Annotated in this window: 23 protein-coding genes; all 23 read left to right on the top strand. The window is 47.8% G+C overall.

What is annotated here, in order from left to right; translation table 11 throughout:
- Nucleotides 1-273 precede the first annotated feature (273 nt).
- The 23 genes from C3B52_RS33710 (at nucleotide 274) to C3B52_RS33600 (ending at nucleotide 18425) form a co-directional block, all read left to right on the top strand.
- Nucleotides 274-2481, top strand: coding sequence for a hypothetical protein (locus C3B52_RS33710; protein ID WP_103110709.1), 2208 nt, complete (start codon nucleotides 274-276; stop codon nucleotides 2479-2481).
- A complete protein-coding gene (locus C3B52_RS33705) occupies nucleotides 2423-3550 on the top strand; it encodes a hypothetical protein (RefSeq protein WP_103110708.1) in 1128 nt (375 codons plus the stop codon). The genes C3B52_RS33710 and C3B52_RS33705 overlap by 59 nt, the downstream gene beginning before the upstream one ends.
- A 30-nt stretch (nucleotides 3551-3580) precedes the next feature.
- Nucleotides 3581-3934 (top strand): hypothetical protein, encoded by a 354-nt coding sequence (locus tag C3B52_RS33700; protein WP_103110707.1) that lies wholly within the window; start codon nucleotides 3581-3583, stop codon nucleotides 3932-3934.
- Nucleotides 3935-3960: 26 nt separating this feature from the next.
- Nucleotides 3961-5022, top strand: coding sequence for a phage major capsid protein (locus C3B52_RS33695; protein ID WP_103110706.1), 1062 nt, complete (start codon nucleotides 3961-3963; stop codon nucleotides 5020-5022).
- Nucleotides 5023-5067: 45 nt separating this feature from the next.
- On the top strand, nucleotides 5068-5430 hold the full coding sequence (locus tag C3B52_RS33690; protein ID WP_103110705.1) for a hypothetical protein: 363 nt from the start codon (nucleotides 5068-5070) through the stop codon (nucleotides 5428-5430).
- Nucleotides 5430-5813 carry a hypothetical protein gene (locus C3B52_RS33685; RefSeq protein WP_103110704.1) on the top strand — a complete coding sequence of 128 codons (384 nt, stop codon included), beginning with the start codon at nucleotides 5430-5432 and terminating at the stop codon, nucleotides 5811-5813. The genes C3B52_RS33690 and C3B52_RS33685 overlap by 1 nt, the downstream gene beginning before the upstream one ends.
- A complete protein-coding gene (locus tag C3B52_RS33680; protein ID WP_103110703.1) occupies nucleotides 5810-6253 on the top strand; it encodes a hypothetical protein in 444 nt (147 codons plus the stop codon). Before C3B52_RS33685 ends, C3B52_RS33680 begins: the two co-directional genes overlap by 4 nt.
- Before the next feature lie 2 nt (nucleotides 6254-6255).
- The gene (locus C3B52_RS33675) at nucleotides 6256-6792 is read left to right on the top strand and encodes a hypothetical protein (RefSeq protein WP_103110702.1); all 537 of its coding nucleotides are present in this window, start codon (nucleotides 6256-6258) and stop codon (nucleotides 6790-6792) included.
- A 4-nt stretch (nucleotides 6793-6796) separates the two neighbouring features.
- On the top strand, nucleotides 6797-7318 hold the full coding sequence (locus tag C3B52_RS33670; protein WP_103110701.1) for a hypothetical protein: 522 nt from the start codon (nucleotides 6797-6799) through the stop codon (nucleotides 7316-7318).
- A 17-nt stretch (nucleotides 7319-7335) separates the two neighbouring features.
- On the top strand, nucleotides 7336-8361 hold the full coding sequence (locus tag C3B52_RS33665; protein WP_103110700.1) for a hypothetical protein: 1026 nt from the start codon (nucleotides 7336-7338) through the stop codon (nucleotides 8359-8361).
- A 14-nt stretch (nucleotides 8362-8375) separates the two neighbouring features.
- Nucleotides 8376-8819 (top strand): hypothetical protein, encoded by a 444-nt coding sequence (locus C3B52_RS33660; RefSeq protein ID WP_103110699.1) that lies wholly within the window; start codon nucleotides 8376-8378, stop codon nucleotides 8817-8819.
- 8 nt (nucleotides 8820-8827) lie between these two features.
- On the top strand, nucleotides 8828-9247 hold the full coding sequence (locus C3B52_RS33655; RefSeq protein WP_103110698.1) for a hypothetical protein: 420 nt from the start codon (nucleotides 8828-8830) through the stop codon (nucleotides 9245-9247).
- A gap of 8 nt (nucleotides 9248-9255) precedes the next feature.
- The gene (locus tag C3B52_RS33650) at nucleotides 9256-9642 is read left to right on the top strand and encodes a hypothetical protein (protein ID WP_164685050.1); all 387 of its coding nucleotides are present in this window, start codon (nucleotides 9256-9258) and stop codon (nucleotides 9640-9642) included.
- Nucleotides 9617-12649: a phage tail tape measure protein gene (locus C3B52_RS33645; protein ID WP_103110696.1), complete on the top strand. Its 3033-nt coding sequence runs from the start codon at nucleotides 9617-9619 to the stop codon at nucleotides 12647-12649. The genes C3B52_RS33650 and C3B52_RS33645 overlap by 26 nt, the downstream gene beginning before the upstream one ends.
- An 89-nt stretch (nucleotides 12650-12738) precedes the next feature.
- Nucleotides 12739-13482 carry a hypothetical protein gene (locus C3B52_RS33640; protein ID WP_103110695.1) on the top strand — a complete coding sequence of 248 codons (744 nt, stop codon included), beginning with the start codon at nucleotides 12739-12741 and terminating at the stop codon, nucleotides 13480-13482.
- A 49-nt stretch (nucleotides 13483-13531) separates the two neighbouring features.
- Nucleotides 13532-14191 carry a LysM peptidoglycan-binding domain-containing protein gene (locus C3B52_RS33635; RefSeq protein WP_164685049.1) on the top strand — a complete coding sequence of 220 codons (660 nt, stop codon included), beginning with the start codon at nucleotides 13532-13534 and terminating at the stop codon, nucleotides 14189-14191.
- Nucleotides 14184-15206: a hypothetical protein gene (locus C3B52_RS33630; protein ID WP_103110693.1), complete on the top strand. Its 1023-nt coding sequence runs from the start codon at nucleotides 14184-14186 to the stop codon at nucleotides 15204-15206. The genes C3B52_RS33635 and C3B52_RS33630 overlap by 8 nt, the downstream gene beginning before the upstream one ends.
- Complete coding sequence (locus tag C3B52_RS33625; RefSeq protein WP_103110692.1) at nucleotides 15203-15736, top strand: hypothetical protein; 534 nt, start codon at nucleotides 15203-15205, stop codon at nucleotides 15734-15736. Before C3B52_RS33630 ends, C3B52_RS33625 begins: the two co-directional genes overlap by 4 nt.
- Nucleotide 15737: 1 nt before the next feature.
- Nucleotides 15738-16121 carry a phage GP46 family protein gene (locus C3B52_RS33620; RefSeq protein WP_103110691.1) on the top strand — a complete coding sequence of 128 codons (384 nt, stop codon included), beginning with the start codon at nucleotides 15738-15740 and terminating at the stop codon, nucleotides 16119-16121.
- Nucleotides 16111-17208: a baseplate J/gp47 family protein gene (locus C3B52_RS33615; RefSeq protein ID WP_164685048.1), complete on the top strand. Its 1098-nt coding sequence runs from the start codon at nucleotides 16111-16113 to the stop codon at nucleotides 17206-17208. The genes C3B52_RS33620 and C3B52_RS33615 overlap by 11 nt, the downstream gene beginning before the upstream one ends.
- Nucleotides 17201-17764: a putative phage tail protein gene (locus tag C3B52_RS33610; protein WP_103110689.1), complete on the top strand. Its 564-nt coding sequence runs from the start codon at nucleotides 17201-17203 to the stop codon at nucleotides 17762-17764. The genes C3B52_RS33615 and C3B52_RS33610 overlap by 8 nt, the downstream gene beginning before the upstream one ends.
- Nucleotides 17761-18072 carry a hypothetical protein gene (locus tag C3B52_RS33605; RefSeq protein ID WP_103110688.1) on the top strand — a complete coding sequence of 104 codons (312 nt, stop codon included), beginning with the start codon at nucleotides 17761-17763 and terminating at the stop codon, nucleotides 18070-18072. Before C3B52_RS33610 ends, C3B52_RS33605 begins: the two co-directional genes overlap by 4 nt.
- On the top strand, nucleotides 18069-18425 hold the full coding sequence (locus C3B52_RS33600; protein ID WP_103110687.1) for a hypothetical protein: 357 nt from the start codon (nucleotides 18069-18071) through the stop codon (nucleotides 18423-18425). The genes C3B52_RS33605 and C3B52_RS33600 overlap by 4 nt, the downstream gene beginning before the upstream one ends.
- Nucleotides 18426-18578 lie beyond the last annotated feature (153 nt).

The raw sequence follows: 18578 nt of genomic DNA, 5'->3' as shown, positions 1-18578 counted from the left end.
CAGATTTAAAAGGTTGACCGACGATTCAATTCCAACAATTACAGTGAATATGGCAATGATAGTCTCTTTCATAAGGGCTTTCCTCCTTTCGCCAGTCAATATAAGAAGAGCACTCAGATTCCTAACAGCCTCAGTGAAGAGGATCTACATAAATAAAGCCGGAAGTTCAAAGTTCACTCCGGTTTTTAATGAAAAAGTGCTCTTATAGGGTTGTTGTTAAAATCCGAGTAAAAAACGATCAAAAATCGAATTTTTCGAAAGGAGGTGAATTTGATGGGGTTACTTGATCTATTACCATGGCGTAAAAAAGGAGCATCCACACATGCAGGAACCCAAACCCGCAGTGGCGGTGCCCACCCATTCCAAGCTTTTGCTCAATATGTACCCAACAAGGTAAACGTGGATCTGTATAGCCAAATGCGCGAAGCGATCCCTGTCCTGGATGTCGGCATACAAAACTTGCGTCGACTGATTGGAGTTCCAAAGATCAGTGTCGGACCACCTGGCTCACGGCGACAGAAGGAATGGGAAAGCTGGCAACGGACGGTGAAAGTAGGGAAGACAGGGAGAGGATTCGCGACATTTATCTCCTCATTCAATGATGCACTCATTCAGAACGGATACAGTGCAGCCGAAATCCTTCCTGTACGTGGCAAGAAGGACATTTATGCTTTGATTCCTATCGACGGCACGATCCTGACCATAAAAGATACAGAGGACCCAACAGATTTGGTATTGGCAGAGCGTCGACCATTAGATCCAGAGCCAGTTCCGTACCCGATTCCGGAGTTGATACTATACTCAGCATACGAGGCAACCCCAAAGAATCCGTATGGACGCGGACTTCTGACAGGATTGCCTTTTTTGACGGACATTTTGGCGAAAATCTTTTATGCTACTGGCCGAAACTGGGAACGGTTCGGTGATTTGAAGTACAGCGTCGATATCCAACTTCCAGATGGGATTACACCAGACCAGGCAAAAGGATTCATTGAACAAGCTGAAAACTCGTGGGCTTCGGCCATGGCTAAGACTCGATCTGGAAAGGTGCAGGATTTCATTGCCACTAACGTCAAAGTAGCTGTTATTGGGGCGGACGCTAAACAATTGGAAATGGAAATACCTGTACGCACCATTTTAGAGCAGGTTGTGGCCAAGATTGGTTTACCTCCATTTGTATTTGGCTTCTCTTGGTCGGCTCGAGACACTATGACTAAATCACAGGCTGATATACTGACCTCGCTGATCGATGACTGGCGTGAAATGATCACACCATCAATCGACCAAGTTGTAGAGTGGTGGTGTCGATTCCGTGGTTATCCTGTTCAGTATGAAATGGAGTGGCCAGATGCTTCGTTACAGGATATCGAGGGCATGGCAAACGCCGAGCTTACCCAAGCGAGAGCTGAGAACCAACGCCTGCAGAACATCATGCTGGCTCGAGACCTGGAAGAGCAAGGCTACATTGAACCGGATGTCGCTGAACACATCGTAGAAAATCAGCGGGGAAAAGGTAGCAGGCAGGCAAGGACAAAAGCAAAACGTCTCCAGAAAAACGCGAGCGACGATACGGACCCTGAGCGATTGCCTCAAAAGCTGCGGGATACTCGCAAAATAGATCGTGTTGCAGCTAAATTTGAGCAACAAACGACTGCTGGGCTGAAAAAGGTGCGGCAACGTCTATTTAAGTTCATGGACAGTCGTGCTGAAAAGGCTGCAGGAGTCAAAAGCATCGACATTGAGGATATCCGCCAGGTAGTTGAGGAAGAAATCAATGCATTCATTGCGGCAACGATTGGCGAAACGGCTGGATACACCTCTTTCTATGATGTGCTCATCAGAGCTGCAGCGATTTCTGGTTTTGAATCAGCAGTTGAAGATATCCGGCGATCGATAAACGAGGATGCCGACGTTCGTAGCCAGTTTGATTTCTCTGCTGAGTATGTGCGGCAGTTACGTACTCAGGGCATGAATATCGTCACAACGGAAGCCAAGAACCTGAAAGACGTCTGCCGGGATATCATGGAACGTCACGCTGCAGTAGGTGACAACCCAGAGCGCTGGGCTACCTCCCTGCAAAGCGAATTAGCTGGGCAGTTGGACGAAAAACGATGGTACTGGCGTCGCCTTGGTCGCTCGGAATCGGCAATGATGTTTGATCGGGCTTCAGAAGAAGAGTACGCAGCCCAAGGCATTGATTTTGTGAAATGGATCATCTCGCCTGATGCCTGCGATGTCTGTCGAGCACATGCAAACAAGGTTTTCCCGTTACGCGGATCGCCACGGACCGTGTTCGATACTCACCCGCATTGCCGTTGCCGAAAGATGGCTGTAACGATCGACACGGCGGAAGAAGCACGGCAAGCTGGTGTCCTGGATTACTTTGAGCGTACTAATACGCCGAGAAAGGGGGTGAACAATTTTGAGCAAGGAAATCATTCGAAAAAGCATGGTCATGAAAGGTCTTGTGGGTGTAGCTAAGTCGGTTTCAGAGAATGACTTGGCCATCATCAATAGCATGACTCGCCGAGAGTTTAAGTCAGAGGAACTGTACGTGTTTCCTGTTGTGTGCTGCGATTCTCGACTAGACCGCGACCAGGACCGATTTACAAAAGATGCATTGGAGCACATGGCCACTTTAGCAAAGGGCGTTACTGGAATCTTTGATCATTCCTGGAGCGCGCTAGGTCAGACTGCAAGAACGTATAAGGCTGAGGTGCGTGTTTCTCAAGATGACGGCGAGTACGAACTTCTAGCGTGGGCGTACATGCCAGTCAACGAGAAAACGCAGCCTATCATCGATGCTATTGACGCTGGGATATTGAAAGAGGTCAGTGTTGGATTCGCCTATGATGGCCTGCAATGCTCGGTTTGTAAGCAGAGCTACTTTGGTAGCGATTGTATGCATATCAGAGGTCGTGAATACGAGGGGCAGAAGTGTTTTACCTGGATCACTGGCGTGAAAGAGTGGTACGAGTGGAGCTTTGTTGCTGTTCCAGCACAACCGCGTGCGGGAGTAGAAAAAAGCTTCCGGGATAAGAAAGAGGACGAAAAATTGAAGAGCCTTGAAGGAGGAAACGAAGTGGAAAAACTATTTAAATATCTCAAGTCACTGGGCCTGGAAGTCAAAGACGACGACCATGCCCTTTCTATTGTCAAAGGGTGGAAGGAGCAAGCTGATGGAGCTGAAAAAGCTGCAGGTGATCTGGAAACTACTAAAACCGCCTTGACTGATACGGAAAATAAGTTGAGAACAGCAGAAGAAGCTTTGAAAGCTGCACCCGATTCTGCCATGGCTGCGGCGGGTCAGAAATTCTTCGATGACACTCGCAACGAGATTGTTCGTTTAGGCGGGCTGCTCGGGGAAAGCGCAAAGTCGTTGGAAATCGTCATGAAGAGCGTAAAAGACATCGACACATTGTTGGAAGTAAAGAAGGACTATGAGCAGCGTGTCGATGAGAAGTTCCCACTTACCCCACAAACAAAAGGTGCACCTGGCGAGGATAAAGATACTGCAGCTGATGTCGATCTGAAATCTTACTCTGTTTAATCAATTCAATTATCAAGGAGGTAATTCACTATGATGGGTGGCATTTCGAACAAGAATGTCTTTAATGCAGTAAGAAACTTTTCTACTACGCTTACGGTTGCAGACCAAGGTAAGGCTGTATCTATGACAGGCAACAACCAGGTTGGCGTAGGTACTGATGGTGCAACTTTCGTGGGTGTTCTGGAACGTGTAGAAAAGGACGGGGCTTGCCGCGTTCGCTCGTTTGGAAACGTAGAGGCACTGTATACAGGAACTATTGTACTTGGTGACCGTGTAGTTGTCAGTGGTGACGGCAAAGTGAAAGCAGCGGGTACTGCGGTGAACGGCCGTGGTTTTGTATCTGCCATCGATGCTACAGCCAAAATCGCAACAATTGAACTGTAATTATAACCAAAAAGGAGAAATGCATAATGACAAAGGCAATGAAAGCATCTGACCTGAAGCAAATTAGTATCGAAAAAGGGATGTATCAGCAAGCCATCGTGAAAAACGTGTACCTGAACGACATTCTTGAGGTAGAAGACCCTTCCGTCAATTACAAAGGAACGCCTTTTGAAAACACCTCAGCCTTGCAGCGTCAGCTGGTGTCTCGTGGTATTAAAACCTTTGGAGCACAGGCAGATCGGGTGTCAAAGTTCTTCGAAACGGACGACAATCGACTGTTGTTCCCGGCAGTAATTGAAGCATCGATCCGCAAAGGCTTGAACGAAAACAACATCATTGAACAACTTGTCGCAACCACAACCAATCTAGCCGATAGCGACACCTACAAGGCAATGATCTGGGAGGAAGACCCAGCAAGTGAAGAACTCCGCCGCGTGACTCAAGGTGGGCCATTGCCTGAAACCAACATCACACTTGGAGATAAGGAGATCACGGTCTACAAGTATGGTCGTATGCTAGTCGGTACCTATGAAGCATTGAAAAATCAAAAGCTGAACGTTTACCTGATGAAGCTGCAACAATTCGGATACCGCCTTGCATTGAATGAGGTTGAGGCTGCTATCAATGTCCTGATCAATGGTGATGGCGGCGTTGCTGGTGCGGATACCTACAAGATTAGTGAGCTGGGCGGAACTGCCGATAAGATGGCATTTGAACCGTTCGTCAGATTCAAAGGTAAATTCAAAGACGGTTATCACCCTAACATCTTCTTAATGGAGGAAGGGCTCTATACCAACACCCTGTTGCTCCCTGAGTTCAACAACGCACTCTTGGGCTACCGATTGGCTGTTACAGGCGAGCCAGATAAGGTATTGGGCGGCATGCCAGTACGCTGCGACAAAGTACCAAGCAAGAAAATGATCGGAATTGACACTCGTTTCGCACTCAACCGAGTAATTGCAACACCTCTGCGAATCGAGTACGACAAGCTGATTGACACGCAAGTAGAACGTTCAGCGATTTCGTACGCTGGTGGATTCGAAATTCTGGACCCACAATCCCGCAAAATCTTGAATACGGGCGCGTAACCACTAAGGTTGCGCGTCTTTATTTTCCGATAAGGAGCGATTTGGATGAGTAAAATTGTCGTTACCCCAAGCGAGAAAAACAGACTTTATATCCACCCGGATACAAAGCAAGAGTTTCCGTCAGGTAAAGCGGTAGAAACAGAAAAGGATTGGTTTGTCAGCGCGAAACTAAACATGGGCCACCTTAAAACGGTTGAACATGCAGGACATCCAGAGGAAGCACCGGCAGAGAGCCCAACCTCAGAAGAGCCACTTTCTCTGGAAGCGTTCGAGAAGCTTAACGCTGCAGACCAAAAGAAAGAACTACTACGCCTGGAATTAGCAGCTGACGACAAAGACGATGCGCTTTTAAATAAAGAAAGCCGTGTTGCGCTCTACGCTGCACACTTGAATGGCGCTGATGCTTAATGTACACCACGGTTGATGCAATCAAGACGCGATTTGTCATCGTTGGAGACAGTGAGGATGAACGAATCCAAAGCGTGATTGATAGGACGAGCGCGTTTATTAGTCAGCGCTTGAGTACACCACCTGATCTGGACCCTGCCCTCGCCATCGTGTTGCCGATCGCTGCGGAGGATATCTGCGCGGGTGAATACCTGCTAGCTGTAGCTGGAGAGAACGCGATCGATGGACCACTTGATATCAGCATCCTGAAACTTGGACCAGATCCGGATAAGATAGCCAGGCTAGGAAATTCACTCGTTCAAAACGGATGGGCAAAGCTTACTACCTGGCTCAAGCCCGAAATACCCGTGTTTGTTGGTTATTTCAAGGCGGTGGACGGATGAATAAGACCGCCCGAAACATCATGAAGCAAGCCCGGAAGCGTGGTCAGGTGGTTACCTTCATATCAGAGGAGAGCACCACGCGCTGCCCTTGCTGGTCTTCTGACTTTCAGCAATCAGACGTTGCGTGGCATGAAGCGAATCCAGATGCTGCTGAATGTAACGATCAAGGATTTCTTTTTTCACCAGCAACGACTGTAGAGGCAAACGTCTTCATCATTCCGTACGCAGCCACTTCAAGGACAGAGATACCCGTTTACAGTCACTTCATCGAGAAGCTGGGACCTGTAAAGAATGACGACCACCTGCTGATCACTCCTGAAATGCCAGCTAACGCAAAATGGCTGGAGTGGTCAGACGCTAAGTGGCATGTATACAATCCGATTGCGGTACCCATTGGGTCTAGCACAGGCGTTTGGTTAGCTCTTGTCAGGAGGGCGTAGGCATGCAATTTGATGTTGATTTCAGCGGGCTTCTTGCTAAGATGCAGCGTGTAAGCCAGGCGGTTCAGCAAGCTGTGGAGGACACATCTGCAAAGGCGTCTGAAGAAATCCACGAAAAAGCGATCGAGTACGCATCCGGACCGATGAATCCCGATTGGAAAGCCCAGCAAGCCCGGACAGCAAAACGGGATAACGTTCGTAATGGTGGCAAGCGTGTAGTCAAGGTCTTTAAAGACAACGCCGAATACTTGTGGTACCGCGAGGTCATGCATGAAGGAAAAGGCGATGCGCCCTGGCCTGTTTCGGTCAACACCGGGACATTTCGTAGAGCTCATAAGCGCGAACGCGTTGGCAAGGGCGTGTGGAGAGTATATGGAGACAGTAAAATCTCCAGGTACTTCGCCTATGTTCATGATGGCACTATTCGTATGAAGGGGCGTCCAACGATCGGCAAGGCTGTTCAGGAATTCAACCAATCAGGTCGAATCAAGCAGATTGGACGGGCTATGCTCCAAAAGCGGATGCAGGGGGTGAGGTAGAGTCATGGTTGAACAAGTAATTTTGGATATGATCAGGAAGGCTCTGCCTAACTACTGCAGGTGTGCTGCCGGGCGTCCAGCGGTCAAAGACAACCATATCCACATTGACGACGAAAAGATCAAGATTCCTCTTGAGAAGCCCGTCGTCTTTTTTGTTTTGGATACGGGTTTTGACAATCCCACAGGGTATGGTCATAACGAGCGGCTGAAAGCAGTCGACCTAGACCAATCAGAATTTGTGTTTGAAAAGAGCGCAGAGCTGGTCAAGGGATATTCGATTTACTGCTGGATTCCCGTTGCTGGCAAGTACGGCGGCGAACTCACGCGCATTCGAATTTTCGATGCGTTACAAGATGCTTTTGCATTTGAAGACAGTTTTGCCTTGAAGTTCGCAAGAGACCAAGAGCTGCCCCGTGACGAGGGAGCTACTCAGGCGATCTTCGAGTTAACATACACAGGAAAAATGACCAAAGAGCGGAGAGAGGCAGGATTTACTGAAATCAGCCTCTCTCCTTCTTTTGAGTAAAAAAGGAGGGAAAACCGTTGCTCTTACTACGAAGCAATTTTAAGATGACGAGCTCACAGTTGTCATTCGGGACTGGGCGGGGAGTTGTGTTGATCGGTAAATCGAGCGCGGCAGTTGAATTGACGAGAGCAAGCGTGCTGGCCGATGCAGTCACAGATGTAGGCGAAGGTACAAATCTCGCCAAAATGCTAAATGGAGCAATGAAGCAGCGCCCACGTGTTGTTTACTACAAGGGAGTAAGCGGGACTGATCCAGTTGCTGCAGGTGATTACAAAAAAGCTCTGATGAAAGGTGCAGAAGCACCAGGAGCCTACTTCTATGTTGTAGATGACACAACAGAGGCAACCGTTGCAGAGGTAAAGGAGTTTCTATCTTGGTGCGACACAAACGCCATTCGTGCAGTCGTATCAGTCGGTGGAACTGCGACACTTGTATCAAATGCAGCCCATTATCGCATTTGGATCTTCGATGATGTGTTCGCAGATTTTGCCGGCAATGATGTGCCTGCCTTTGAAACTGCTGCGGCGGCAGTTGCTGCAATTTCAAATGAGAATGATCTGTCAATGCCATTCGGAGGCATCCGGATTAATGGGTATGCGCTCAAAACCGTGAAACATATTGATACACTCCGTACCCAAACAGAAGCCGGCTTGATGTCTTTCATCCAGAGCGGTACGCAAATTGAGATCTTCCAAGGAACGACCAGTTATGTAGATGCACCTGACAATGAAGCTGGATTGAAAGATCCGGAAGTCGTTTGCACAGTGGATGAGGTAATCACGAATGTAGAGCGGACCATCTACAACAAGCACAACCGGACGAAGATTTCCCGTCTTCCTGACATCAAGGACTCGGTTTACTCCGTCCTTGCGGAATTGGCCACTCAAGAAAAGATTTACCCACCTGACCCAGATCGAATTATGGCCGAGCCAGACGCAACAACACGAGGAAAGGGTAACATCAAATACCACTTCAATGTTATCCCTGGACTCAAAGAACTTGAGATTGGTGTAACGGGCGAAGTAACTGCCCAAAACACGTAAGGAGGTGAGCACCAGTGGGTCAAACACAATTTGCAGCAGGTGCTAATGAGCAGGTTTTTGTTGAGCATGATGGTGATAAGGTGTATGCCGTACAAAGCCATAGCTTTGATGAGAACACAAACGTGACACTACAGCATGGTTATGGTAGCCAGGAAGCAATCGGACAAACAAACGGGGCAAAACAATACTCAATAACCCTTGAAACAGCAATCGCCCTGAAGTATGACGATGACACCTTGCCACTATACCTTTTGCTGCGTGAACCAGGTTCAGAGATCACTCGGTATATCGGAAAATGGAAAACAGTGTTCAGCGGACTGACCTTTTCGAATCATCGAGAAACGGGTAATCTCCAAAACTTTGGAGAAAGCATCACACTAACCGCGACCAAGCGTCAGGATTTCTTCAAAGGAAAACCTATAGCATTTGATACAGCGAATAAAGCATTAGGAAGGTAGGGACAGACATGAACGTGACTCAGGAGTTAAAAGTCCTGCGGCTCGGTCAGCCTCCCGAAATGCGCTTTAAGACCGGGGATGAGCAAACCCCGGTCTTTGTCTTGCGCGTTTTGACGGAAGCAGAGGGCTTAGAGGCTATTATCAACACTCAAAAATACCTGGAAGAGACGCCATTACCACCTCAATTATACGAACACATTCTGGATACTGAGAGAATTGCGATTGCCATCAAACATCCAGATGGAAAGCGATATTTCAGCAATGGTTCTGAAATGAGAGACAAATTTTCTGAGGAGCAGGTAGGCGCGCTGCTGGGAGCTTACAAAGGGCTGCTTATCCACTATAAAACGCTGGACGTTATCTCTGATGAAGACCTCAAGACTTTGATTGATGGTGTTGCTGCGGGAAAGCTCCTGGAGAGTATTTGATCTATCGGATGTGTAAAGATATCGGGGATTTTCGTCCGTTGAACGGATCAGGTACTCTCAATGATCAACAAATGCTTTGGCTGTACGTGATGCGCTCTGCGGAGCAGATCAAAGAAGCGCGGTACATGTGCGACACATGCAGGACCGACAGAGAATTAGGCACCCACAAGCCACACGACTGCCCTTCATGCGGGAAAAAGGTGATCAACTTCGCAGATCCAAATCGAGAGGAAAAACTTAAGGTCTACATTGAGCAACAACGTCAGATCAAAGAGAAAGAAGCAAATGAAGCACCAAGAGAACGCGAACGGATCGAGGCAGAATTAGAGGCTGAATTAGAAGCAGAGAACGGTGGAGAGGAGGGAGAGCATGACGCAGGCAGGGAAGAAGGCTGACGTTGAATTTATCATCGCTGGTGATGATAACGTCACACAGATTTTCAGAGGGATTGCTAACGAGCTCCAGGGTGTGCAGAACCAGACACGACGCACCGGCAGAGAAGTTAACACGGAGCTTGACAACATGGGCTCATCTGCTCGAAAAGCTGGCGACGGTGTTCAAACAGTGGGCGATCGGCTACGAAACGTCAGCCAAGGAATCGGCGGATTAAAACGCATGAACGACGAGCTGGAGAAAACAGACGATAAGGCACGAACTGCTGGACGGGAAATGGAGCGGGGATTTCGTGAAGGCGGACGAGCTGCAGACCAGGCTTCCCAGCGAGTCGCCCTCTTAAAGCAGCGGGTCACGGAGGTACACCGTGAAATGCGCGGTATGTTTGATGCCATGAACCATGGTACAGCTGGGTTCCAATCATTCCTCGGTGATCAGATCCGCCGGGGCGTTTATGTCGGCGGTTTAGCTGTTACTGGCCTTGGTGTCCACAGCGTAAACAAAGAGGTCAACAAGGAATATGAGTTTGCCAAGCTGGGCGCTGTATTGAAATCCAACTACTATGAGAACGGTGCATTTGACGAGAAATCGTACAAAAAGGATTTTGATGTACTCACAGCCTACATTCAGGAGCAAGGTTTTCGGAAAGATCGCGAAGCTGATACGTTCGCCTTAATCGGTATTGCGACTGAACTTGCCAAAAATAACATGGACCCCAATCAGGTCATGGCTGCTCTATCTGTTGTATCTGATTTCGCTCAAGCAACAGACCTTGATCCAGATGTCGGAGCTAAGTACCTGGCAAACAAAGCAGAAGCGGCAAAGATGGAGTACACACCAGAGACGTTCGAAAAGCTGGCGGACCAGTTTTTGACCACGGTTGACATGTCCTCTCTTGACCCGCGAGACCTGCTATATGCAGAGCGGTATACTGACTTCGCGAATGCTATGGGTGGCGTTGACTATGCAGTCACACAGGCCATGCAGGTAGCTTTATCAAAAATCAGCGTGGACGGAGAGAAAGCCGGTACTGCACTCCGCACCTTGTTTTTGGAGAGTACACAGCTGAGTGTTCCTGATTCAGCATTGGATCGAGCATCATCCACAGGGCTTGCAAAAAAGGTAGAGAAGCTCATTGCAGATTTTAATAAAATCAATCTCGCTGTAGAGAAAGATTCTTCTGTATCAAAAGCGGACAAAGGAACCGAGAAGATCATCCGTAAGACAGCATTACTCAACCGACATATGGACACGATGTCTTCTGACGAACAGATGGAAGTCAGCGCGATGCTATTCGGAAAGGAAGCGGCGTCTGTTGGTACCATCTTTGCTGGGGCAGATTACAAGGAGTTCTTAGGCTATATCGATACCATTCGGGATAGTCACGGAATCACCAAACGATATGCTGACGATCGCGCTGATACACGCAAGGGGCAGATTGTTGCACTTGGTAAATCAGTAGACGAGATTCAAGCTAAGATAGGTCGGTCCATGCTGCCCTTACTCGACGCCACTAGCTCGCAATTGCTCAGCATTGCCACTGAGGGCAAATTTAGCTTTGATGAGATCAGCAAAGGTGTTGAAAAATCAGCTGTACTTCTTTCGAAGGAGCTCAATCCTGAGATTGCTGAGGCTTTCAAAGGACTATCTGACTTGGCCATCAACGGCTTTCAAGTGGGGGTTAGTCTGACGCCGTTAGCGACAGGTGCAGGAAAGGCACTCATTAACCTTTTAAACGGGGATATCGGCGGGGCAACAAAAGAAGTTGTCCTTGCACTGGAAGCGACAGACTTGAAAATCGAGAACTTGCCCGGCGAGTTACAAGGTTTGGCAAATGCTGCTAAGAATGCAGCCATCTTCTTAGGAGCTATGATTGCAGTAGATAAAGGTATTCAAATGGCCGAAAATGGTAAGAAAATTTGGGATGCTGGCAGAAAGATTGGCGAAGTGATCACTAACAAAAAGACTGGCGGCTCCCTAACAGATATCGCTAGTGACAAGGTAATCAAAGCTTCGGTAGTCAACGTATATGGCAATTCTGTTTTTGATGGATCTAACGGCGGAGGCCCTAATAGGTTGCCAGCAGGGGGTGGGGCAACAGGCACTGCTGGTCGTGCTGTTGGAGGAGGAGCGATTGTAGAAATTGCAGCGACTGTAACTGGCGTTTTAGCTGCTCTTGGCTTGGCAACTTTGGTAAGCACTGTAGTTGCCGATGTGACTGAAGAGGTTACAGGAATTAAGGAAGAAAAGCGTAAGAACGATGCTGCTGGTGCAAGTAAATGGTACTCTATGTCGTACAATAGCACCTATTATGGCAATTCTCCTGGGGATTCTGCGCAATATCGCAAAGAAATGAAAACTGTTGGTGACATGTTAGCGGGATACCGTAATCGCGTAGATAACGAAACACTAAGCAGCATTTCGCAGGAATTGTGGAATGAAGCAGAGAAAAACATGAAAGATCAAAAACGCCACATTTTTGGTGACAACGTCCAAGATGCAGCTGCGTATGTTGACCGTCGAATAAACAAAATAAGAAACATGTCTGATATAGAAGATGCGGAGCAAGAAAAAACATTAAGACGACAAATGGCGCCAGAATGGGAAGAGCAAAGGAAGCTTCGCAATTACTATGACGGAATGCCATCAACCGGAATGTGGCCAACACCAGAAGCATCCTCAAAAGATCGCACTCAACTCATCCGCGATTTAGAAAGCGATCCTTTTGTTAAAGGGAGCTACAAACGCCAAGTCCTTGATGAAATCACACAAAAATCAACGGCACAAACGCAAACAACCAATGCACTGATCCCTACATTATTGTCAGAGCTGAACAAACTGCAACAACAGCCTATTCAAGTCCACAATGACAATAATCTACGGGTAATAGTAGAAGATAACAGGGCCGTTCAGGTGAGCTCAGAAAACATAACTAGCTACGCCAATCGAACGTATAATGATAGAACATTGACCCCACAGCAAACTGTAAAAATGAGACAACTAGAGTAATGTCGATATGTGTCGTAAAGTATTAGTGATTTTGTATCATTTGTCATGAGATAATCGACCCATAGGAAAACTGGAAAGGGTTGGATTTCATGAAAAACCTATTGATACTATCATCATTTGTACTTGTATTTTTTGCAATTACAGGCTGTGGATCATCTAACTCAGCCACCCCATCTACTCAAGAAGCTTCTACTAACCAGAGTACATCCTCATCCAGCGAAGAAGAAGCTAAGAAAAAAGCTGAAGAAGAAGCGAAGCAAAAAGAGATAGATGCAGCTAAAAAGCAAGAAGAAGCAGCTAAAGAAAAGGCAGTAGAAGAAGCAAAGGCAAAAGAAGCTGCAGAATTCGAGAAGTACAAAATCGCAACTTACATGACGCTGTTTGTACCAAAACTAGATGAATTAAATGGAAATGGGCAAGGGGCTGAGTTCCCTTCTACAGCAACTGAATTTATAAAAAGTAAAATCCACTTGTTCCCGGCTACTGGGGAGAAGATCACCGAAACAAAGAAGCTGGTTGACAAAAATGTCCAATTCAAACACTTGAACAAGAACATTACAAAATACACGGGTGCTATGTTTAGCGACAAAGGGTACGTTGTAAGTATTGAAGAAGTTGAACAAACAGAGATAGGTACTGTCTCTGTCTTACACGTTTTAAATGATGAACAAAATAGTTACCAAATTGTATACCCCGGAGAATTGGATATTTTTGAAGAGGATTTGGTGGAATTTGTAGGTGTTCCAACATTGGTTTCGGGATTTGAGAATGTTAGCGGTGGACACACCAACGTTGTAATGTTAGTTGGTAGCTATGTTGGAAAAAGCAAATAATTTTCTTAACGCCCACTATTGGGCGTTTTTTAATTGGGGTGATAAACTCATGACCCTTCGTTTTGAATCAAGCCTGGGTAACATGATATGGCCATACAATCCAAAGCAGATCAGCTTTTCGAGCACAAAGCTCATTGTGGAGCATGAGTACCCGCATCGATCAGGAGCTGAGACAGAGGATATGGGCCGCAAGTCGATGCGCGTAGACGTGAGCGGCGTTTTCTTACAGGAGCCTGCTGTACCATCTATAAACCCTCAAGTCTTAATGAATACTCTCTGGTCTCTGCACGAAATTGGCGCGGTAGGCAAGGTATACGGCAGCGAGCTAGGAAACGCTGTAGAAGGACGATCATTCCGCATCATTGATCTAAAAGGAAATAGAGACGAGGGTACGGTTGGAGACATACCATACTCTTTTACTTTTATCGAGCACTACCAGCCTCAGCCAAGTAAAAACGCAGCCAACAACCAGGTAGCAAGTGCAGCACCACCTGCAAGCGGAGTTGCCTCTGCTACTACGAACACTGGAGCACAAACAAAGGATGTTGTCTACGTTGTCCGCAAAGGCGACACACTCTGGGACATCGCAAAGAAATACTATGGCGATCCCTTGCAGTACAAAAAGATCATGGTAGACAACAAGGTTGGAGTGCCAGACATGAAGCCCGGATTAAAACTCACGTTGAAGGGGGTAAAAGTCCGTGTCTGATGGAGATCAAAAGGTACTTCGCGCTATCATACAAACGCTGGAAGGTCCACAATGGGAAGTCAATCGGGTCAAAGAATGGGACATTACCATCGACATATCCAGGGCAGCTGACAGGTTCGTTTTAGATATCGCTAATGCTGGCGGTAACTATACGGACCTGTTTGACTTCGGGGATAAAGTTAGTCTGTTTGCTGAACTGCTTGCTGGCGGTGGACGCGAAAACATTCTGAGCGGCTACATTGATGACCTTGACGAATCATATGCGCCGGGTCAAGGGAACATCTTGCGAATTGACGGACGAGACAACGGAGTCTTTGTCCTAGAAAACGATGCAAAGCCTACGACTCACAAAACCATCACATTAAAAGACATGGCAACCGGTATCTTGAAGGAATTTGACATACCATTCGTATATAAAGGACCGACTATCAAAATTAACAGCAAGCAGATCCGGATCGGACAGAACGGCTGGGACACGATCGAAGAACACGCACTAGAAAACGACCTGCGGCTCTATCGCATCGATGGCAAAGTCTACCTAGGTAAATTCGAACCGGCTACCGACGTGCAATATACGTTTGCTGATAATCCCCAGGATGCAAAGGAGATTCCTTATCTCTCCCTACGCAGAAAAAAATCAGGCTCAAGCCGCAAACGCGAGGTCTGGGCATACGGAACCGGAAAAGCGAAACCGTTAGTAAAGATCACAGACAAGTCGCTGCCAGAAGCCTTTAAACGCCGTATGGTCGTGAGCGGAAGCAAGACTAGAGCTGACACGGAGAAAGCAGCCAAGGAGCGTATGGCACGAAACAAGATCGGTACAAATGAGATCGAGCTGAAGGTACGCGGAACCAGAGTTATTCGACCCGGCAGGTGGGCTACAATCATTCGTCGCTGGGGACCACGCGGCTACACCGTTAAATGGGTGATCGCATCTGTTCGTTACGCCTGCTCAGTGTCAGGCGGAGAAACAACCACTATTATTTGCAGACCAATTGAGGAGGTGCTCGGATGAGCAGCAAAGCATATAACGCCATTCACTCCGAGTGGCCAACTGAAATAGGTATCGTTGATCGTGCCGAAATCACAGCTAAAGGACCAGCTATATCAACCGACGGCAATGGTGCTCCGATCGATGCCCTACAGATGATGGCTCCCGGTGTGTATGCTGTTCCTCCAATGGGGGCAACAGTAGAATTTCTACAAACGGAGGAAGGCCCCAGAGCTGGACTCATGGTAGATTGGCCAGAAGAACAAGAAGCACTAGAAATGCTGGCAAAGAAGGCTCGTAATCTTCCAGGGTACAGCCCCGGAGATCTGATCCTATTTGCTTCTGGCGCTTTACTCCGTGAAGGGTACGTACAGTATCTGCACTTCAAAGCAGATGGCAGTGTTAAGTGGATGACCATAAATGTGGACGAACCAGACTCAAAGAAACAGGTCATCACGGATATGACTTCAGACAAAAACGGCGTCAGGATCAAAACGAAAAGCTGGTATGTAGAAGCTGAAACCCTGACGCACAACGAGACTGGAGGGGCGTAGCATGGACCCCATTATCAACTATCCGTCTGGTTATGCCTTGAACGATACAGGCAACCTCAAGAAATGGACCACAGACAAAGAGAAGCTGCGGCAAAGACTGATGAACCGCCTTATCATGCGCCGTGGTGTAGCTGCTATTCCCGGATATGGCGAGGCTGGCAGCAGGCTGTACCTATTGAACAAAGAAAAGCCGTCACAACGTGAGCGGCGATCCTGGGAATATGTCGACGAAGCCCTTCAACCCGAGGTGGAAATGGGGCAGATCACAAAAGTATTCCAGGTCATGCTGAACGAAAAAGAAATGGGTAAGTACACCCTAGCGGTAGCTGTTGAGTTACCAGATGGGGACATCCTGGATTTGGAGGTGCCGAACGTTGGAACATAACGGGATTAGATACGACGAGGATTTGAACGGTGTTCCTATTAAATCGTTCGAGCAGATCCTCGATGAAATTCTTGAAGAGTGGAAAGCAGAGGCTGCAGCGCTGGACATTTTGCCTGGTAGTGACGCACATATCAGGGCATCTGCTATCGCGGGGCAACTCTACGCAGCCTACGTGAGCGGAGCTGTAGGAGTTAACCAATACATGCCTGATACAGCAACAGGAGAGCATTTACGGGCTTTGGTAAAGGAAGAAGGCATTACACAGAAGCTGGCGACCCAGGCAAAGGGACTACAATTGCAGTTCCGCCGTGATCCTAACTCAACCCGAACAGATGTGGAGGTCACAGTACCTGCTAAAAGTGCGCGAGTTCTTACTCACAGCGGCGTAGTATTCGAGTCCACAGAAGACGCTATACTGCCTGTAAACGTCTTGCAAGCTGTTGTGCCTTACCAGGCTATTGAAGCTGGAAAGAGTGGTAACATCCAGCCGGGGGAAATCATCGGCTTTTACGGACAACCACCTGCAGGCATCAATTACGTAACAAACCTCGACGCGACTGCTGATGGTTCGGATGATGAGGACGACGAGACACTACGAGCGCGCTACTTTGAAGCCACAGAACAAGAGGAATGGCACGGATCGCCTGCATGGTTGGAGGCTGAGGCCAAGAAGATTCCAGGTGTCACATCAGCCACGGCGATTAAAAACGCCCGTGGTGAGGGTACCACGGACTTGCTCATCACATCGGGAGACGGAATACCGAGCCAAGCGAAGTTGGATGAGGTCTATACCTACCTGACAGATCCCACGCGTGAACCAATTAATATTGACCTGCGAGTGATTGCTCCTGAAGGTATCTCCATCCCGACACGAGTAAAAGCACCGGGATTAACTCAGACGCAAGCAGAGACCGCGTACAAGGCTTATCTGGCGTCTGTCGGTGGTGGCGGTACTGTTTACCCATCCCGTATCTCAGCAGCTCTCATTTTCGCTGGTGCGCCGTTTGCTGAGGTGTATGAACCTGCTGCACCTATCACTCTAACATCTACCCAGATGCCTCTGCCGGGAGTGGTGACCCTTGTTTGATTTACGAACCCAACTGGCCAACACTGGACTATTTAGCGAGAATGATCCTGTCTCCCGCGGAGAGCTGAAAGCATACGAGCGGCAACTGAATGACCTGCTGGCTTGGCATCAACAGATGAAACGAGAAATGGCGCTGGACACAACTGAGCTGCTTATCCAGCGTTGGGAAAAGATTTATTTTCTCAATCCTTCAGAGAATGACACGATACGCGATCGGCAAATCAGTCTCCTGAACAAGCGTAGAGCACAAGGCGTCCTTACGCCATCGAAGGTCATCCTGTTTGCGTCTGATTTCGGATACAAGGCAAGGGTAATCAAGCGTGTACGTCCATTCAGGTACAAAGTGGAGCTGCAGAATAAACAGACAGTGATCGAGGTAGCGAAACTCGATGCCATATTACGAAAATCAGAACCCGCACACCAAAGCCATGATTTCGGAATTGTTGACGCTGGTAATGTAGTGGAATATACAACTGGGTTACTACGCCCGATCGTCCACGTCAGCACCTATCAAATTTGCGGGACCTTCTCAGCTGGAGGTGAATTTGAGCTATGATGACCCAATTCGCTTTAGAAGAACAAGCCAAGCACCTCGAAAATCTGTTCAAAAACGCTGAAATCGAGATCAACGGAACAATACAATCAGTCACCCTCACCAGCAGCCGAGAAGGTAGCAAGGTGAGGTTTTTTATTGATATCCCGGCAGATGTAGTCGGACGGATCACGAAGCGCATTATCAAAAACGTAGCGGGTCAGGTGTGTTGGTCTGATCCGCCTGGCAAGTTTGTGATGGACAAACCGGATACAGACGTCCGGACGGAAATACCGATCCAAGCGACATGGAAGGAGGTAGTAGCCACATGATGCAACAGTTTAAGGACAGAATGTACGCGCTGGGGCAAGAGAGGCAGTATCTGATCAGAAGAGAAGACGGCACAATCGAGGTCGTGGACATCGAAAAGCTGGGGATTGCAGAGGAAGGTAGCCGCATCAACGCTGCTGCCCTGAACCAGTTCGTGGCCCACGTTAACGATAATTCCATACACGTATCACGGGCAGAGTTCGATGCACTGGCAACCCGCGTCAAAACAGTCGAAGATGCACTGATAAACGACTTCAAGAACAACATTTTCAAGGTCTCGTTTGCTAATCCGGTAGGTGTCAAAATTAACCGAGGCTATTGGGACCCTGCAAATGCACAGTTGGGGATCAAATGATGGTAATTAGAGGAATTGGGCTAAATAACGGCCATTTACGATAGGAAAGGGGGAGGAACATGCCAGTAGTTACATTATCTAAAGCAAACTCTGTTACTAGAGATAACGAAATCAACACAGCAGTACCGTCAGGTAGTTATCCTTCGGGTAATC

The organism is Brevibacillus reuszeri, from assembly GCF_002897295.1.
Classification (GTDB): domain Bacteria; phylum Bacillota; class Bacilli; order Brevibacillales; family Brevibacillaceae; genus Brevibacillus; species Brevibacillus reuszeri_A.
Note: the sequence above shows the minus strand (reverse complement) of the source record. Positions and strands in the feature narration are given on the sequence as shown.

What these genes read in the sequence shown, in the direction of transcription:
- C3B52_RS33695 (WP_103110706.1), top strand. Translation starts at nt 3,961, where the DNA reads ATGACAAAGGCAATGAAAGCATCTGACCTGAAGCAAATTAGTATCGAA.
- C3B52_RS33680 (WP_103110703.1), top strand. Translation starts at nt 5,810, where the DNA reads ATGAATAAGACCGCCCGAAACATCATGAAGCAAGCCCGGAAGCGTGGT.
- C3B52_RS33710 (WP_103110709.1), top strand. Translation starts at nt 274, where the DNA reads ATGGGGTTACTTGATCTATTACCATGGCGTAAAAAAGGAGCATCCACA.
- C3B52_RS33645 (WP_103110696.1), top strand. Translation starts at nt 9,617, where the DNA reads ATGACGCAGGCAGGGAAGAAGGCTGACGTTGAATTTATCATCGCTGGT.
- C3B52_RS33605 (WP_103110688.1), top strand. Translation starts at nt 17,761, where the DNA reads ATGATGACCCAATTCGCTTTAGAAGAACAAGCCAAGCACCTCGAAAAT.
- C3B52_RS33675 (WP_103110702.1), top strand. Translation starts at nt 6,256, where the DNA reads ATGCAATTTGATGTTGATTTCAGCGGGCTTCTTGCTAAGATGCAGCGT.
- C3B52_RS33620 (WP_103110691.1), top strand. Translation starts at nt 15,738, where the DNA reads ATGGACCCCATTATCAACTATCCGTCTGGTTATGCCTTGAACGATACA.
- C3B52_RS33655 (WP_103110698.1), top strand. Translation starts at nt 8,828, where the DNA reads ATGAACGTGACTCAGGAGTTAAAAGTCCTGCGGCTCGGTCAGCCTCCC.
- C3B52_RS33600 (WP_103110687.1), top strand. Translation starts at nt 18,069, where the DNA reads ATGATGCAACAGTTTAAGGACAGAATGTACGCGCTGGGGCAAGAGAGG.
- C3B52_RS33640 (WP_103110695.1), top strand. Translation starts at nt 12,739, where the DNA reads ATGAAAAACCTATTGATACTATCATCATTTGTACTTGTATTTTTTGCA.
- C3B52_RS33635 (WP_164685049.1), top strand. Translation starts at nt 13,532, where the DNA reads ATGACCCTTCGTTTTGAATCAAGCCTGGGTAACATGATATGGCCATAC.
- C3B52_RS33700 (WP_103110707.1), top strand. Translation starts at nt 3,581, where the DNA reads ATGATGGGTGGCATTTCGAACAAGAATGTCTTTAATGCAGTAAGAAAC.
- C3B52_RS33625 (WP_103110692.1), top strand. Translation starts at nt 15,203, where the DNA reads ATGAGCAGCAAAGCATATAACGCCATTCACTCCGAGTGGCCAACTGAA.
- C3B52_RS33690 (WP_103110705.1), top strand. Translation starts at nt 5,068, where the DNA reads ATGAGTAAAATTGTCGTTACCCCAAGCGAGAAAAACAGACTTTATATC.
- C3B52_RS33685 (WP_103110704.1), top strand. Translation starts at nt 5,430, where the DNA reads ATGTACACCACGGTTGATGCAATCAAGACGCGATTTGTCATCGTTGGA.
- C3B52_RS33670 (WP_103110701.1), top strand. Translation starts at nt 6,797, where the DNA reads ATGGTTGAACAAGTAATTTTGGATATGATCAGGAAGGCTCTGCCTAAC.
- C3B52_RS33650 (WP_164685050.1), top strand. Translation starts at nt 9,256, where the DNA reads ATGTGTAAAGATATCGGGGATTTTCGTCCGTTGAACGGATCAGGTACT.